The 16,359-nt window shown below is 29.2% G+C and carries 15 protein-coding genes; 1 reads left to right on the top strand and 14 read right to left on the bottom strand.

Going from position 1 to position 16,359, the window contains the following annotated elements:
* Window positions 1-15: 15 nt before the first annotated feature.
* The 14 genes from ispG to B2W91_RS20445 form a co-directional block, all read right to left on the bottom strand.
* Window positions 16-1,065 carry a flavodoxin-dependent (E)-4-hydroxy-3-methylbut-2-enyl-diphosphate synthase gene (gene ispG, locus B2W91_RS20380; protein ID WP_291584290.1) on the bottom strand — a complete coding sequence of 350 codons (1,050 nt, stop codon included), beginning with the start codon at window positions 1,063-1,065 and terminating at the stop codon, window positions 16-18.
* Between the two features lie 11 nt (window positions 1,066-1,076).
* Complete coding sequence (gene rseP / locus B2W91_RS20385) at window positions 1,077-2,114, bottom strand: RIP metalloprotease RseP (RefSeq protein WP_291584291.1); 1,038 nt, start codon at window positions 2,112-2,114, stop codon at window positions 1,077-1,079.
* A gap of 12 nt (window positions 2,115-2,126) precedes the next feature.
* On the bottom strand, window positions 2,127-3,284 hold the full coding sequence (locus B2W91_RS20390; protein ID WP_291584292.1) for a 1-deoxy-D-xylulose-5-phosphate reductoisomerase: 1,158 nt from the start codon (window positions 3,282-3,284) through the stop codon (window positions 2,127-2,129).
* Window positions 3,285-3,305: 21 nt separating this feature from the next.
* Window positions 3,306-4,304: an AI-2E family transporter gene (locus B2W91_RS20395; RefSeq protein WP_291584293.1), complete on the bottom strand. Its 999-nt coding sequence runs from the start codon at window positions 4,302-4,304 to the stop codon at window positions 3,306-3,308.
* A gap of 2 nt (window positions 4,305-4,306) precedes the next feature.
* Window positions 4,307-5,104 carry a phosphatidate cytidylyltransferase gene (locus B2W91_RS20400; protein WP_291584294.1) on the bottom strand — a complete coding sequence of 266 codons (798 nt, stop codon included), beginning with the start codon at window positions 5,102-5,104 and terminating at the stop codon, window positions 4,307-4,309.
* Window positions 5,105-5,120: 16 nt separating this feature from the next.
* Window positions 5,121-5,879 (bottom strand): isoprenyl transferase, encoded by a 759-nt coding sequence (locus tag B2W91_RS20405; RefSeq protein ID WP_291584295.1) that lies wholly within the window; start codon window positions 5,877-5,879, stop codon window positions 5,121-5,123.
* 211 nt (window positions 5,880-6,090) lie between these two features.
* Window positions 6,091-6,648: a ribosome recycling factor gene (gene frr, locus B2W91_RS20410; RefSeq protein WP_291584296.1), complete on the bottom strand. Its 558-nt coding sequence runs from the start codon at window positions 6,646-6,648 to the stop codon at window positions 6,091-6,093.
* Window positions 6,649-6,662: 14 nt separating this feature from the next.
* Window positions 6,663-7,394, bottom strand: a complete 732-nt coding sequence (gene pyrH, locus B2W91_RS20415; protein ID WP_291584297.1) for a UMP kinase — start codon at window positions 7,392-7,394, stop codon at window positions 6,663-6,665.
* A gap of 97 nt (window positions 7,395-7,491) precedes the next feature.
* Complete coding sequence (tsf, locus tag B2W91_RS20420; RefSeq protein ID WP_291584298.1) at window positions 7,492-8,409, bottom strand: translation elongation factor Ts; 918 nt, start codon at window positions 8,407-8,409, stop codon at window positions 7,492-7,494.
* Between the two features lie 130 nt (window positions 8,410-8,539).
* Complete coding sequence (gene rpsB, locus B2W91_RS20425) at window positions 8,540-9,241, bottom strand: 30S ribosomal protein S2 (RefSeq protein ID WP_291584300.1); 702 nt, start codon at window positions 9,239-9,241, stop codon at window positions 8,540-8,542.
* Window positions 9,242-9,677: 436 nt separating this feature from the next.
* Window positions 9,678-10,451, bottom strand: a complete 774-nt coding sequence (codY, locus tag B2W91_RS20430) for a GTP-sensing pleiotropic transcriptional regulator CodY (protein WP_291584303.1) — start codon at window positions 10,449-10,451, stop codon at window positions 9,678-9,680.
* A gap of 272 nt (window positions 10,452-10,723) precedes the next feature.
* The gene (gene topA, locus B2W91_RS20435) at window positions 10,724-12,826 is read right to left on the bottom strand and encodes a type I DNA topoisomerase (RefSeq protein WP_291584304.1); all 2,103 of its coding nucleotides are present in this window, start codon (window positions 12,824-12,826) and stop codon (window positions 10,724-10,726) included.
* An 82-nt stretch (window positions 12,827-12,908) separates the two neighbouring features.
* Window positions 12,909-13,988, bottom strand: coding sequence for a DNA-processing protein DprA (gene dprA / locus B2W91_RS20440; RefSeq protein WP_291584305.1), 1,080 nt, complete (start codon window positions 13,986-13,988; stop codon window positions 12,909-12,911).
* 19 nt (window positions 13,989-14,007) lie between these two features.
* Complete coding sequence (locus B2W91_RS20445) at window positions 14,008-15,531, bottom strand: YifB family Mg chelatase-like AAA ATPase (RefSeq protein WP_291584307.1); 1,524 nt, start codon at window positions 15,529-15,531, stop codon at window positions 14,008-14,010.
* A 361-nt stretch (window positions 15,532-15,892) separates the two neighbouring features.
* Between B2W91_RS20445 and B2W91_RS20450 the strand changes: the two genes are divergently transcribed.
* Window positions 15,893-16,258, top strand: a complete 366-nt coding sequence (locus B2W91_RS20450) for a YraN family protein (RefSeq protein ID WP_291584309.1) — start codon at window positions 15,893-15,895, stop codon at window positions 16,256-16,258.
* Window positions 16,259-16,359: the final 101 nt, after the last annotated feature.

Here is a 16,359-nt window from a genome sequence, read left to right on the forward strand (position 1 = left end):
CTCTACCTCCTAGTCTTAAAGTTTTTTTATTTCCTTCATGAGTTCCTCAACTAACTCACTTTCCTTAACTTTTTTTATGATTTCACCTTTTTTAAATATAAGACCTTGGCCTTTTCCACCTGCAATGCCTATATCAGCTTCTCTAGCCTCTCCTGGTCCATTTACTACACAACCCATTACTGCTACCTTAATATCTTTATTTAAATTTTCTAATCTTTTTTCTACCTCATTTGCAATACCTATTAAATCAATCTCAGTTCTTCCACAAGTAGGACAAGATACAAATTTTACACCTTCATTTATATAACCTAAAGATTTTAAGATTTCCCTTCCTACTTTAACTTCTTCCTCAACATCTCCGGTTATAGATACTCTTATAGTATCTCCAATTCCTTCAGTTAATAATGACCCTATACCTACACTAGATTTTATAGTTCCTCTCCAAGGAGTTCCTGACTCTGTTACTCCTAAGTGAAGAGGATAGTTAACTTTACTCGAAATCATTTTATAGCTTTCAATCATTTGTAATACATCAGAAGACTTAATTGAAATTACTATATCATGAAAATCCATATCTTCAAGGATTCTTACATGCCCTAAAGCACTTTCTACTAGTGCCTCTGGACATGGTTTGCCGTATTTTTGAAGCAAAGATTTCTCAAGAGAGCCAGAATTTACTCCAATCCTTATAGGAATGCCTCTCTCCTTAGAAGCCTTTACTACTTCCCTAACTCTTTCTTCACTGCCAATATTACCTGGATTAATTCTAAGCTTAGAAACTCCATTTTCAATAGATTTTAAAGCTAATCTATAATCAAAATGTATATCTGCTACTAATGGTATGTTAATTTTTTTCACTATTTCCTTTATAGCTTCTGCTGCTTCCATATCCGGTACTGCACATCTAACAATATCACAGCCAGCCTTTTCTAATCTTAAAATTTGCTCTACAGTGGAGTTAACATCCCTAGTGTCTGTATTAGTCATAGACTGTACAGATATTTTTGCATCTCCACCAATATAGGTATTTCCTATTCTTACCTTTTTTGTAACTTTTCTATCCATAACTTTCACTCCTAAAATTGCACAGGGCTAACTATATCTTTTATAAGCACTATCACCATAAGGGCCATTAATATCATGAATCCATAATAGTTTATTGTTGCAACCTTCTCTTTATTAAATTCCTTTCGAGTGATTATTTGAAGTAATAATAACATAATCCATCCACCATCTAATGCTGGGAAAGGAATTATATTAAATATAGCCAATTGTACACTTAAATATGCAATAAAGAACATTAATGTAGTTAAACCTTGCTTTGCAACCTTTCCTGTAACTTTTATTATGGTTATAGGACCACCTACATCATCTTTAGAAATTTTACCTTGAAATAACTGACCAAAGAATTTAAAGGTTTGTTTTGCCATGCTTAAAGTTTGATCCACACCATATTTTACTGATTCAGTAAAAGTTGGTGTTTTAAAAGCTCCTGCAATACCAACTAAATACTGATTTTTTTCTTTATTAAACTCTGGTTTAACCTGATAATTTTCAACTACACCCTCTCTCTCAATGGTTATAGTTACTTCCTCGCCTTTTCCTGTAATAATATTAGTTACAAAATCATCCCAAGTGACGATTTTATTGCCATCTACTTCTTTTATAATATCTCCAGCTCTTATTCCTGCAACATATGCTGGAGTATTTTTCTCTACTTTGCCTATGGTTGAAATCTGAAATCCTTGAGTTTTTCCAACTATAGAAAATAATATTATAGCAAGAATAATATTCATAATTGGTCCTGCTGATACTATTGAAAGCTTCTGCCAAGAATTTTTATTTGCATATGCTCTAGAGTCTGTAGTTGTAATATCATCCTCTTCACCATACATTTTTACATATCCACCTATCGGAAGAGCTTTTACCATATATTCAGTTTCTTTTCCTTTTACTCCAAAAAGCTTTGGTCCCATACCAATAGAAAATTCATCAACTCTAACATCATTTAATTTTGCAAGCATAAAATGTCCAAACTCGTGACCTACTACCAAAAGCCCAAAAGCTAAAAGTCCCATAATCACATAAGAAATATTTTGAAGCATTGCTCCCATAAAATTCACCCCTTATAACTTATATTTTTCTATTACATAATGCCTTACTTTACTATCTATGTCTATTATTTCTTCCAAAGTAGGCTTTTCTATGTATTCAAAATTTTTCATGCACTCTCTTATAATTTTTTCTATTTGAAGATACTCTATATCCCCTTTTAAAAACAGATCTACAGCTACTTCATTAGAAGCATTCATGATTGCAGGCATATTACCACTTTTTTCTCCTGCCTCATATGCCAGTTTTAAGCATCCAAAAGTATCCATATCAGGTTTTTCAAAAGTTAATGTTCCTAAAGTATAAAAGTCTAGTTTTTCTGTTATGGAAGTTTTTCTCTCAGGATAATTTAATGCATATTGTATAGGTAATTTCATATCTGTATTACCTAATTGAGCTATAACACTACCATCTACATACTCTACCATTGAATGAATTATGGTCTCAGGATGTATAACTACTTCTATATCTTCGTAAGGCATATCAAATAAATAATGTGCCTCTATTACTTCTAAACCTTTATTGACTAATGTAGAAGAATCTATAGATATCTTTCTACCCATATTCCACTTAGGATGTTTTAGTGCTTGCTCTGGGCTTATATTTATAAGCTCCTCTCTCTTTTTTCCTCTAAAAGGTCCACCAGAGCCGGTTAATATTACTTTATTTAATGATTTATGGTCATTTCCTTGAAGACATTGAAATACAGCGCAATGCTCAGAATCAACAGGCAGTATCTTTACCCCATTTTCTTTTGCTTCTTTCATTACAATTTCTCCAGCCACTACAAGAGTTTCCTTATTTGCAAGTGCAATATCTTTCTTAGCTCTTATAGCATTTATTGTAGGTATAAGACCTATCATTCCTACTACAGAAGTCACTACCATTTCTATATCATCTAAAGTAGAAATTCTATTTAACCCTTCTAGTCCTTCATAAACTTCAACTTCCAAACTATTTTCTCTGCAATAATCCTTTATTTTTATATAACTATCACGATCCATCATAGCAACATATTTAGGATTAAATTCTTTAATTATATCTATTACTTTATTACAGCTGGTGTTAGCAGATATTCCTATCACTTTAAACTCATCATTACTGCTTCTAATTACTTCTAGGGTCTGTGTTCCTATAGAACCTGTAACCCCTAATATACTTATGTTCTTCAAAACAATCTCTCCTTCATAAATCTATTTAACACCATAAGTTCTATCAAACTTAGGCTTCAATATAAATTCATTTACTGTTATAACATATAATGGTCCCATAATCATTCCTACCAATCCAAAATTTTTCATTCCTATGTAAAGAGCTAGAACCATAGGAAGAGGATGAATTTGAAGCTTATTGCTCATAAATTTAGTTTGTATCATTTGAGTATTAATCATAAGCAAAATATATAATAATATGATACCAAATGCAATAATATATTGCCTTATCATTATATAATACACAAACAACGGTATAAAAATCATAAATATCCCTACATAAGGAATTATATCTAATAATCCGCATACTATTCCAAGAACTATAGAATTTTCTACTGATAATGCTGAAAATCCTGCTATAGTTATAATTGTATTTACTCCTATAGATAGAAATAATATTTTAAATAATTTTTTTACTTCAACACTCTTCTCACATAGTATATAATAATTTTCTTCTGTAATTATCTTTTTTAGAAAATTACAAATAGAAATCGTATCAGATAAAATAAAGTAAGCAGTAATATTACCTATAAAGTATGTTAATATCTGATCGGTAGTATATACTGCTCCTTTAGTTAAAAATCCACTATTAAATATACTATGAAAAACTCCCTTTAATCCCTCTTTTATAGTAAAAGTATCAATTTTATTAAATGGTATAATTCTATTATACATATTAACAAAATCCACAATAAATCCCTCATATTGATTTCTAATAAATCCTCTTATATGAGTAAATAAAAAATTTCCTATAAACAATATAATTATAAATAAAAATCCATTAACAAATATCAAGCTAATTACTGCACTAGTTTTTGAATTAAATATATTATTTTTTCTTATTAATTTATGTATAGGTAACGACAGTATTAATATTCCTATAGTTACTACTATAGGCTGAATATAACTAGTCATTAGTATACTTAAAATTATAAATACTATAAGTAATATAGCTGAATAAATTATTTCGTTATATTTCACTCCTAAATCCCCATAAAAATTGTTATATAACAGTATATTACAACTGATACGAAAAGTATGCTATCAAATCTATCTAATATCCCTCCATGTCCAGGGATAAGATTACTATAATCTTTAACCTTTGCATATCTTTTTATAGAATATGCCACTAAATCTCCAAATTGACCAAATATGCCTCCTAATGTTCCTATGATAACATAATTATATATTGAAATATTAACTCCATATTTACTGATTACATAACCATATAAGGTACATCCTATTATGCTTCCTAAAAGTCCACCTATAGACCCCTCTATAGTTTTTTTAGGACTAACTTTAGGAATTAGCTTATGTTTCCCTAAATATTTGCCACTATAATATGCTAAGGTATCACATCCCCAAGATGATATAAATATTAGCCATATTAAGTAGCTTCCATGTATTTTATTTTCAATTAATACTATAAAACTAAAGAATACTGCTACATATAAGTATCCAAATACAGTTACTGCTACATCAATAAAATTATAATCCGTTTTAATAACAGGAACACAAAGTAGCAAAAATACTGCAATTATTAATAGATAAAAAAATAATTCTAAATCTAATGTAGATTTCAAGGTAATAAAATGCACTAAACAAAGGGCATAACCTGCTATAGCTACTGGTTTTATTCCACAATGTTTTGAGGTTTTATAAAACTCATATAACCCCAACAATGCCAAAATCATCACAAAATATTTAAGATATACGCCACCAATAAAGAATATTAATAATGATGGTGCAATCATCGCAGCACCAATATATCTCTTATCCATTTTTAATCCCCCTTTGTTACTTTACCCCACCAAATCTTCTATTTCTATTTTGGAAATCCCATATAGCTTTATGTAAATCTTCTTCTTTAAAATCAGGCCATTTTATATCAGAATACCAAAATTCTGCATAAGCACTTTGCCATAAAAGATAATTGCTCAGTCTCTGCTCTCCACTTGGCCTTATTATTAAATCAGGATCTGGCATACCACTTGTATATAAATAATTCGAAAATAGCTTTTCATTTATAGATGAAATACTTAATTTATCATTCTTTACTTCATTACAAATATTTTTAACTGCCAATATTATTTCATCACGCCCACCATAATTCAATGCTATATTTAAAGTTAATCCAGTATTATTTTTAGTTTTCATCTTTGCATTATCTATAGTATCTTGACAAATTTTTGGTAACTTTGTAACATCTCCAATAGTCTTAAAAATTACATTGTTTTTAAGCAAATCCTCTAATTCTTTATTTAAAAACTCTACAATTAAATTCATAAGTGCAGACACTTCTTCTTCAGGTCTTTTCCAATTTTCCGTAGAAAAAGCATAAAGCGTTAAAAATTTTACTCCCAAACTATCACATTCATCTACAATTCTTCTTATACTTTTCATTCCTTCTCTATGTCCCATAACTCTTGGAAGACCTTTTTGCTTTGCCCATCTTCCATTACCATCCATTATAATTGCAATATGTACTGGCATTTTCTCTATATCTAATTTAACTTTTTCTTTTTCACTTCTTTTCTTCTTAAAAAATCCTAGCAATCTTATCTCTCCATTCTGTTTGCTTTAGCTAATTAAGGCATCAATATAAATTAACCAGTTAAATATGAAAACATACTAACTTATTTTTCAAAGACACCTAATTCTATTATTAGTAAAAATTACATGTATTATAATAAAACAAGTTATATATTTAAAGTTTTTAATATTATTAATAAAACCTGCAAAAATGCAGGTTTTATTAATAATATAATTAAACTGACATAACTTCTTTTTCTTTGGCTTCAAGAGTTTTATCTATTTCCTTAATAAACTTATCAGTTTCTTTTTGTATATTTTCTTCTGCTTTCTTAGCTTCATCTTCACTAATTTCATTGTCCTTTTTAAGAGCTTTTATCTTATCATTTGCATCTCTTCTAATAGCTCTTACAGCAACCTTAGCTTCTTCTCCAACTTTTCTAATAGATTTAACAAGGTTTTTTCTTGTTTCTTCAGTAAGTTCCGGTATTACTAATCTTATAACAGAACCATCATTTGAAGGATTTAGACCTAAGTCTGATTTTAAGATTGCTTTTTCAATTTCCTTTATTGAACCTTTATCCCATGGTTGAATTAAAAGAACCCTTGGTTCTGGAGCAGATACACCAGCAACTTGATTTAATGGCATCATGCTACCATAGCACTCAATCTCAATTCTATCAAGCATTTTAGGGTTTGCTCTACCAGCTTTCATTGAACTTAATTCATTTTTTAATACTGATATAGTCTTGTTCATTTTTTCGTCAGCAGTCTTAATAATTTCTTTTACCATAGAATTACCTCCATTTAAACTTGGCCTTTACATGTATCAGAAGATACTAGAGTACCAATTTTTTCACCTTTAATCGCTCTAATTATATTTTCTGGTTCATCTAATCCAAATACTAATATTGGAATATTATTGTCCATGCATAGCGATGTAGCCGTAGAATCCATAACCTGTAACCCTTTCTCTAGTACATCTATATAGTTAAGATTATTAAATTTTACAGCATCTGAATGCTTGTGTGGATCTTTATCGTATACGCCATCTACTTTTTTAGCTAACAAAATTACCTCTGCTTCGATCTCAGCTGCTCTTAATGCCGCTGTAGTATCTGTGGAGAAATATGGATTTCCAGTACCTGCTGCAAATATTACTACTCTACCTTTTTCTAGGTGTCTCATTGCTCTCCTTCTTATAAAAGGCTCCGCAACCTCTCTCATTTCAATAGCAGTTTGAACTCTAGTATGTACCCCTACGCTTTCTAAGGAATCTTGAAGTGCTAATGCATTTATACAAGTTGCTAGCATTCCCATATAGTCCGCTGTTGTTCTATCCATACTCTCGCCGCTTCTTCCGCGCCAAATATTTCCGCCACCAACAACTGCACCAACTTCTATTCCCATCTCTACTAATTTCTTAATCTGTAATGCTATTTTATTAGCTACCTCAAAATCTATTCCATATCCTTTATCTGCAGCTAAAGCCTCACCTGAAAGTTTAAGCATAACTCTTTTGTATCTCGCAGCCTCCATATATATTATACCTCCAATTTATTATATTTACATCATAATTTTGTATAATTACAAGATATTTGAAAAAAAGAGAACACAGAGTTCTCTTTAATTTTAATTATTTACCTTGCATTTTTTGAACTTCTTCAGCAAAGTTATCTTCTTTTTTCTCGATTCCTTCTCCTCTTTCGAATCTAGCAAATCTTGAGATTTTTATATCTGCTCCAATTTTCTTAGATTCTTCTTGAAGATATTTAGTTATAGTATAGTCAGAGTTTTTAACCCAAATTTGGTCTACTAAGCAAATTTCTTTTAAGTACTTACTTACTCTTCCCATAACCATTTTATCAACTATATTTTCTGGCTTTCCTTCATTTAAAGCTTGAACTCTATATATTTCTTTTTCTTTTTCTAAAGTTTCTTGATCCACTGATGTTTTATCTAAGAATAATGGATTAGCAGCAGCAACTTGCATTGCAACGTCTTTAGCAACTTGAGCTAAAGTAGCATCTTGTTTTTCACAAGCTAACTCAACTAAAACACCTATTCTTCCACCACCGTGGATATAACTTTGAATTAGTCCATTGTCTATAGAAAATCTTTCAAATCTTCTTACAGACATATTCTCACCAATTTTTGCTATTAATGCAGTTAATACTTCTTTAATTGTCTTTTCATTATTAGCTATGTATTTTTCTTCTACTAGCTCTTCTACTGTATTAACATTTGATTCAACTATTTGTTTAGCTATATTGTCAGCTAATGCTTTAAATTCTTCATTAGCAGCAACGAAGTCTGTTTCACAGTTAACTTCAACTACTGCACCCTTTTTCATATCTTCAGATATATAAGTTACAACTAGCCCTTCTGCAGCTATTCTTCCAGCTTTTTTAGCAGCAGCAGCTAATCCTTTCTCTCTTAATATCTCGATAGCTTTATCCATATCTCCATTTGTTTCATTTAGAGCTTTCTTGCAGTCCATCATTCCTGCACCAGTTCTTTCTCTAAGCTCTTTAACCATGCTCGCAGTTATCATTGTTATTCCTCCTCTTCATAACTAATTTAAAAGGTAAATGAAAAGAATTCCTTCTCTCACCTACCTTAAAAATTTATATGCTCATACATCTTAATTATAGATGTTAAAGTCAAGGTAAATAATATAGAAATTATTCAGCTAATTGCTCACCTTGTCTAGCTTCAATTATAGCATCTGATAATCTTTCAGTTATTAATTTTACAGCTCTTATAGCATCATCATTTCCTGGTATTACATAGTCAACCTCATCTGGATCACAGTTAGTGTCAACTATAGCTATAACTGGTATTCCTAATACTTTTGCTTCTGATATAGCATTTTTTTCTTTTCTAGGGTCAACCACAAATAATGCACCAATTTTGTTGGCATCCATATTTCTGATTCCGCCTAAGTTTTTCTCTAGTTTTTCTCTTTCATTTTTAAGCTTTATAACTTCTTTCTTTGGAAGAACGTCGAATGTTCCATTTTCTTCCATTTTATCTAATTCTTCTAATCTGCCTATTCTAGTTTTAATAGTTCTGAAGTTAGTTAACATTCCACCTAACCATCTATTGTTAACAAAATGCATTCCAGATCTAACCGCTTCTTCTTGTATAGCTTCTTGAGCTTGTTTTTTAGTTCCTACAAATAGAACGTCTTTTCCTTCTTCTGCAATAGATTTTAAGAAATCATATGCTTCGTCAATTTTCTTAACTGTTTTTTGTAAGTCGATAATATATATTCCATTTCTTTCTGTGAATATATATGGAGCCATTTTAGGGTTCCATCTTCTTGTTTGGTGTCCAAAATGTACACCTGCTTCTAATAATTGTTTCATTGAAATAACTGCCATTTTAATATACCTCCTTGGTTTTACCTCCATTACCTTCATGTTCATGAAAGACCTAAATTTAGGCACCCTTTCACAAATACAGTAATGTGTGTATTTTCTCACTTGTGTAGTATAACATAATTATAATTACTATTCAATATAAAATTTATAGCTTATAAATCTTATATGTAAATAAATTAATATTAACTTTATTCAAATTCTAATAATTATTCCCAAGATATATTTTCCATTTCAATATACTTAATATTAAAATGTATCAAAAATGAAAATTTATACTTTAATATTAAGTTTTCCATTTTTTATAAGTAATATTCATATTATAAAATTCATTATTCAAGATATATACTCTATATATTTATTAATTGACAACTTATAAAACATTTATCTCTTTAAAACATAAAAATAGAGCAAAAGTATATGCTCTATTTTTATTACCCTATTTAAGTTTATTTAACTCTTCAATTAATTTATCATTAAGTATCTTTATATGTGTTCCTTTCATACCTAATGATCTTGATTCAATAACTCCAGCACTTTCAAATTTTCTTAATGCATTTACTATAACCGATCTTGTAATACCAACTTTATCAGCTATTTTAGATGCTACAAGCAATCCTTCAGTACCCTCTAATTCATTGAATATATGTTCAACTGCTTCTAACTCTGAATAAGATAAAGTTCCTATTGCTAATTGAACTATAGCTTTTTTTCTAGCTTCTTCTTCAATTTCTTCATTTTTAGCTCTTAATATTTCCATACCAACTATAGTTGCACTATATTCAGCTAACACTAAATCTTCCTCTGTGAATTCTTTATTAAATCTTGCAAGAAGTAATGTTCCTAATCTTTCCCTATTTCCATTTATCGGAACTATAGTTGAAAGCTTTCCTTCTACACCACATTCTTTCTCATCTTCAAATACACATATTCCTTTGCTTGAAAGATTTGATCTAGTTTCCTCAACGCTCAGTAATCTATCATTGTAATCTTCTGGGAACCTCATATTTTTAACAACTTGGTCTTTGACTGTATCACATTCAAATCCAGCTGCAAAATTAAAGCCTAGTATTTTTCCTTTTCTACTAATTATATAAACATTACACTGTAATACTTCGCTTAATAAATTGCAGATATCATCAAATACTACTGGCTCAGTACCTGATTTTTGCAATATTTTATTTAATTTTCTCGTTTTATCTAATAGCGACACTTCTACTCCTCCTTACTAAATTCATTACATTAAATTGAGTATATATCTTGTTACTAACTATACCTAAGAAATCTCATTTAAAGATATAAAGCTGTCACTTTAAAACCTATCTAAAAATTATCATCAAAATTTTTAATTTTTAGAATTGTTTCTCCCCTAAACTATAATATCATAAAACTTTTAGTATTTCAATAAATTTTTACTTCATTCGACAATTTTCTTGGAAACTCATAGGATATTTCTTCAGTTTTTAACATAATAAAGTTTTTAATTTAATCTTCCGTACTATTATTTTGCATATTTTGCTCTTTTTTATACTTACAATCTTTATTTATACACTCTAAATAATCACCTTTTGTTTTTGTGTATCTTTTAACCATTATTTCATTGCATTTTGGACATCTTTCACTTGTAGGTTCAAACCAACTTACGAAGTCACATTCTGGATAAGAGCTACAACCATAAAATTTATTTCCTTTTCTACTTCTTTTCTCTAATATTTTACTTCCACACTTCGGACAAGGTACATCTAGTTCTGTTGCTAGTGGTTTAGTATTTTTACACTCAGGATATCCAGGACAAGCAAGAAAATCTCCGAATCTTCCATGCTTTATTACCATCTTTCTTCCGCATTTATCACATTCAATATCAGTAATTTCATCTTCAATAGTAATTTTAGCAATTTCTTTTTCAGCTATATCTATAGATTTTTTAACTGGTATAAAGAACTCATCTACTATCTTTTTCCAAGATTCTTTACCTTCTTCTACACTATCTAATTTATTCTCCATGGCAGCTGTAAATTCTACATCTACTATTTCTTTAAAATATTCACTTATTAAATTATTAACAATATAACCAAGCTCTGTTGGCTCAAGAACCTTTTTATTTCTCTCTACATACTTTCTGTCTAAAAGTGTAGATATAATAGGTGAATAAGTACTTGGTCTACCTATTCCATTTTCTTCTAAAGTCTTAACTAATGAAGCCTCTGAAAATTTAGCAGGAGGTTGAGTAAAGTGTTGCTTACCTTCTATATTCTTAGATGTAATTTCATCTCCTTCATTTAGCTTAGGCATTTTTATAGCCTTTTCTTCTTCCTCATTTTCATTACTATAAATTTTTGTAAATCCATCAAATTTAACAGTAGAGCCATTTGCTTTTAAGAAATACTCTCTATTATTGATTTCTATAGAAGTACTATCTAATATACAAGAAGCCATTTGACTTGCCATAAATCTATTCCAAATTAATTTATATAACTTATATTGAGGCTCTTTTAAATTTTCTTTAGCTATTTCAGGAGTTATATCAATATTAGTAGGCCTAATAGCCTCATGAGCATCCTGAGTATTTTTCTTTCCCTTATATATTCTCTTACTTTGAGGTAAATACTTCTCCCCAAAATTATCTGTAATAAAGTTTTTTGCATTTTCTTGAGCTTCATCAGAAATTCTAACAGAATCTGTTCTCATATAAGTAATTAATCCTATAGATCCATGCCCTTTAATTTCTATACCTTCATAAAGTTGCTGTGCTATTGACATAGTTTTTTTAGTTGGAAAATTTAATTTTCTATAAGCATCCTGTTGAAGAGTACTTGTAGTAAAAGGTGGTAGTGGATTTTTATTTTTTTCACTATTTTTTATACTTTTAACAATAAAAGTTCCATTTTGCAAATCACTAATTATTTTGTTACTTTCCTCTTCTGAAGATATTTCAACTTTTTCTCCATCCTTGCTATGCAATTTTATTATAAAGCTTTCCTTTTGAGTATCTTTAAATACGTCACATTCAACAGTCCAATATTCCTTAGGTATAAATTCAGATATTTCTTTTTCTCTATCACATATTATTTTTAAAGCTACAGATTGTACTCTACCAGCACTTAATCCCCATTTAATTTTTTTCCATAGTATAGGACTTATTTCATATCCTACTAATCTATCTAATACCCTTCTTGCTTGTTGAGCATCAAATACATTTTCGTTAATTTGCCTTGGATTTTTAATTGCTGCCTTTACTGCAGTTTTTGTAATTTCATTAAACTCAATTCTACATTTTTCATCTTCAGGAATCTTAAGCGCTTTAGCTAAATGCCATGATATAGCTTCTCCTTCTCTATCAGGGTCCGTTGCTAAATAAACTTTTTCACTTTTTTTTGCTTCTTTTTTAAGTTTTTCTAAAAGCTCGCCTTTTCCCCTAATAGTTATATACTTAGGTTCATAATTATTATCTATATCTACGCCTAATTGGCTTTTTGGCAAATCTCTCACATGTCCCATTGAAGCTTCCACTGCATAATTTTTTCCTAAATATTTTTTTATTGTCTTTGCTTTAGCAGGTGACTCAACTATAACTAGTTTCTGACCCATCTTATCCCCTCCAGTAATCTTGTCATTAATTATTACTTTAATTACATAGATTAAATTTAAAAATCAAGCTAAATTAAAATGTCTATATACTTTTATTTACCTTAGCATAATAATTACCATGTAAACAGTATATTTCATCTTTTAGTTGCATTTCAAATAATAACCCATATAATTGTTTTATGTCAATATTAGTAGATCTTACAATATCATCAATATGTATAGGATTTTCCCCCAATAAATTATATATTTTGTCATTTTTTTCACTATTATTCGAAATTTTTTTATCATTTTCTTGTCGAATTATATTTAATTTTAGTATATTTATTATATCTTCTGTAGATGTAAAAACAAATGCTCCTTCTTTAATTATTTTATTACAGCCTTTGCTTTCCATGGAAAAAATTGAACCTGGCACTGCCATTACATCTCTTCCCTGTTCTAACGCCATAGAAGCAGTAATAAGAGATCCACTTCTTTCTCCAGCTTCTATAACTAAAACCAAATCGCTCATACCACTAATTATTCTATTTCTTTGGGGGAAATTATGTTTTTCTGGTGATTTGTTTGGTAAGAACTCCGATACAATGCATCCTCCCCTACTTAATATGTCCTCGTATAATTTTAAATTTTCTTTAGGGTATATTACATTTACACCACTACCTAATATTGCACAGGTATAAATATCATTATCTAAAGATGCCCTATGTGCTACACCATCTATTCCTTTTGCCATGCCACTTATTATCTGAACATCATATTTTTTTAGCTCTTTACAAATAATATCAACTATGTTCTTCCCATAATGAGTAGCTTTTCTTGATCCCACTATAGAAAGTTTCTTACTATCATCTTCTAACCTTTCAATATTTCCTTTATAAAATAATATATAAGGTGGGTTATCAATATTTATTAGTTTTTTAGGATATTTAGGTTCATTAAAAGTGACAGCATTAATCTTATCTCTTTCCATTGTTTTATAAATTGAATTTATTTTATTTTCATCAGAACCCTGTAATAATCTGTCTATAATCTTATTATTGCTTCCTTTCATAGAAAATGCATAATCATATATATTTTTTTCATTTTCTAATTCTTCTAAAAGCTTTATTTTTATATGATCACTCAATTCCACTGAGGCAAACCATAACTTATACTTATCCATTTTTACACCTATATATACCTTAAATTATTTCATTATTTATAAATCTTCTATATTGAAGTGCTTCTATAACATGTTTTTCTTCTATGTTTTCACTATTATCTAAATCTGCAATAGTTCTAGAAACTTTTAAGATTCTGCTATAAACTCTAGTGCTTATATGAAATTTTTCAAAAGCTTTTTCTAAAACTTCATTACAATTTTCATCAATTTCACAGTATTTTTTTATGTGCTTTTCTTTCATCTCTGAATTACAATTTATATTATCTTTATTAAACCTTTTTCTTTGAATTTCTCTACAAACTTCTACTCTTTCTCTAATTTCCGCTGAACTTTCATTTTTTGTTGTACTTCTAATTTGTTTATATGATAACGGATTTACTGGAGTGAATATATCTATCCTATCTAATAACGGCGCTGAAAGTTTCCCTAAATATCTTTTAATCTCATAATCACTGCATTTGCAGGGTTTTATATTTGTACCAAAGAATCCACAAGGACATGGATTTAAAGCTGCAATAAGCATAAAACTGGATGGATATATTACAGTTCCTGCATTCCTTGTTATTTTAATTTTTCTATCCTCCAATGGTTGCCTTAAAACCTGCAATAAATTCTTTTTAAATTCTAATATTTCATCTAAAAATAGAACACCATTATGAGCTAAGGAAATTTCTCCCGGCATTAAATACTTTCCTCCACCTACAAGAGCAATCTCCGTAGTAGTATGATGCGGATTTCTAAATGGTCTCTCCTCCACTAGCCCCCCTTTATATGCTGTACTTCCATAAACACTATAAATTTTCGTTACCTCTAAGGCTTCTTCATAATCTAACTTAGGTAAGATTGAGCTTATTCTTTGAGCTAGCATAGTTTTTCCTGATCCTGGAGCTCCATGCATTAATAAATTATGTCCGCCTGATGAAGCTACTTCTATAGCTCTTTTAGCAGCCTCCTGCCCCATAACATCTTCAAAATCTAAAACATCATTTTTGATAGGTTTTTCTTCTTTCTTATAAATATAAGGACACATATCCTTATATATTAAAAAATCTACTACCTGTTTTAAACTATCCACAGGATAAATTTCTGCATTTTTTATCATGCTGCATTCTTTTGCATTTCCATAGGGCATAATAAATTTTTTGATTCCCCTATTAACACCTTCTATTACTATAGGAAGTGCTCCTTTTATGCTTTTTAGATTTCCAGATAGCGATAATTCACCCATTAATATATACTTATGTATATCCTGTATATTTATTTGATTACTTCCTATTAATATACCTATAGCTATAGGTAAATCAAATAGTGCTCCTTCTTTTTTAATATCTGCTGGAGCTAGATTTACAGTAATTTTATTAACAGGAAATTCATAGCCTGAATTTACAATAGCTGCTCTTACCCTATCTTTAGCTTCTTTAACGGATGTGTCTGCTAGTCCAACTATATTAAAGCAAGGTAATCCATTACATATATCAATCTCAACAGATATAAGTACACCTTCTACTCCCAAAAAGGTTGCACATAATATTTGCGTTGCCATATAATCACCCTTTATTATAATTTTATATAGTAATTATTGACAATATAAATTCATATAAACATTATCTTTAGAAATTTTACTTGCAAATAATTTTCATTTCATTAAATTCATTATTTTATCCAAATTTTAATTGTATTAATTTCCCACATTATTCAGTAATATTCCGAATTCGACAATAAATTAACACACATTAATCCTCCAGAATATCTACTCCATTAAATATTTTGATCAATAACGTTAATCAATTGATAATGAAAAATAAATAATTGGCAATTAATGATAAATCGTGAATTTAAATACTATAAAAGGAAATAATTATAATAATTATTGTAATGCTTAAAAATATAGAAAGGGTGTTTAAATGAAATCTTTAAATAGAAGTATTGGATCTTATGGTGAGGCCATAGCAGAAGATTATTTAAAGTCCCTAGGGTATGTTATATTAGAAAAAAACTTTGTGTGCAAAATTGGTGAAATCGATTTAATAGCAAAAGATAAAAATCACATTTCTTTTATAGAAGTAAAAACACGTTATGGAAATCTCTATGGAACTCCTGGAGAATCTATAACTACTTTAAAACAACATAAAATATATAAAACTGCTCAAACTTATATTTTAAAGAAAAAACTTTATAAGTCTAATTTTAGATTTGATGTCATTGAAATTACATTAAACAATAAAAATTCTCCTTATATTAAATTAATTAAAGACGCTTTCAGGATATGATAACTTATTCAATTGATTTAAACAAAATAATACCTTTTAATAAGAATATACTATAGAGATACAATGTGAAAACTTAAAGTATACTCTGGAAAATAAGTTTT

Origin of the sequence: Clostridium sp. UBA6640, from assembly GCF_002455975.1 — a bacterium.
Lineage (GTDB): Bacteria > Bacillota > Clostridia > Clostridiales > Clostridiaceae > Clostridium_J.

Bases quoted from the DNA above. Each gene is read 5' to 3' on its own strand.
- ispG (WP_291584290.1), bottom strand. From the start codon at position 1,065: ATGGATAGAAAAGTTACAAAAAAGGTAAGAATAGGAAATACCTATATT.
- rseP (WP_291584291.1), bottom strand. From the start codon at position 2,114: ATGGGAGCAATGCTTCAAAATATTTCTTATGTGATTATGGGACTTTTA.
- B2W91_RS20400 (WP_291584294.1), bottom strand. From the start codon at position 5,104: ATGGATAAGAGATATATTGGTGCTGCGATGATTGCACCATCATTATTA.
- frr (WP_291584296.1), bottom strand. From the start codon at position 6,648: ATGGTAAAAGAAATTATTAAGACTGCTGACGAAAAAATGAACAAGACT.
- pyrH (WP_291584297.1), bottom strand. From the start codon at position 7,394: ATGGAGGCTGCGAGATACAAAAGAGTTATGCTTAAACTTTCAGGTGAG.
- tsf (WP_291584298.1), bottom strand. From the start codon at position 8,409: ATGATAACTGCGAGCATGGTTAAAGAGCTTAGAGAAAGAACTGGTGCA.
- rpsB (WP_291584300.1), bottom strand. From the start codon at position 9,241: ATGGCAGTTATTTCAATGAAACAATTATTAGAAGCAGGTGTACATTTT.
- topA (WP_291584304.1), bottom strand. From the start codon at position 12,826: ATGGGTCAGAAACTAGTTATAGTTGAGTCACCTGCTAAAGCAAAGACA.
- dprA (WP_291584305.1), bottom strand. From the start codon at position 13,988: ATGGATAAGTATAAGTTATGGTTTGCCTCAGTGGAATTGAGTGATCAT.
- B2W91_RS20445 (WP_291584307.1), bottom strand. From the start codon at position 15,531: ATGGCAACGCAAATATTATGTGCAACCTTTTTGGGAGTAGAAGGTGTA.
- B2W91_RS20450 (WP_291584309.1), top strand. From the start codon at position 15,893: ATGAAATCTTTAAATAGAAGTATTGGATCTTATGGTGAGGCCATAGCA.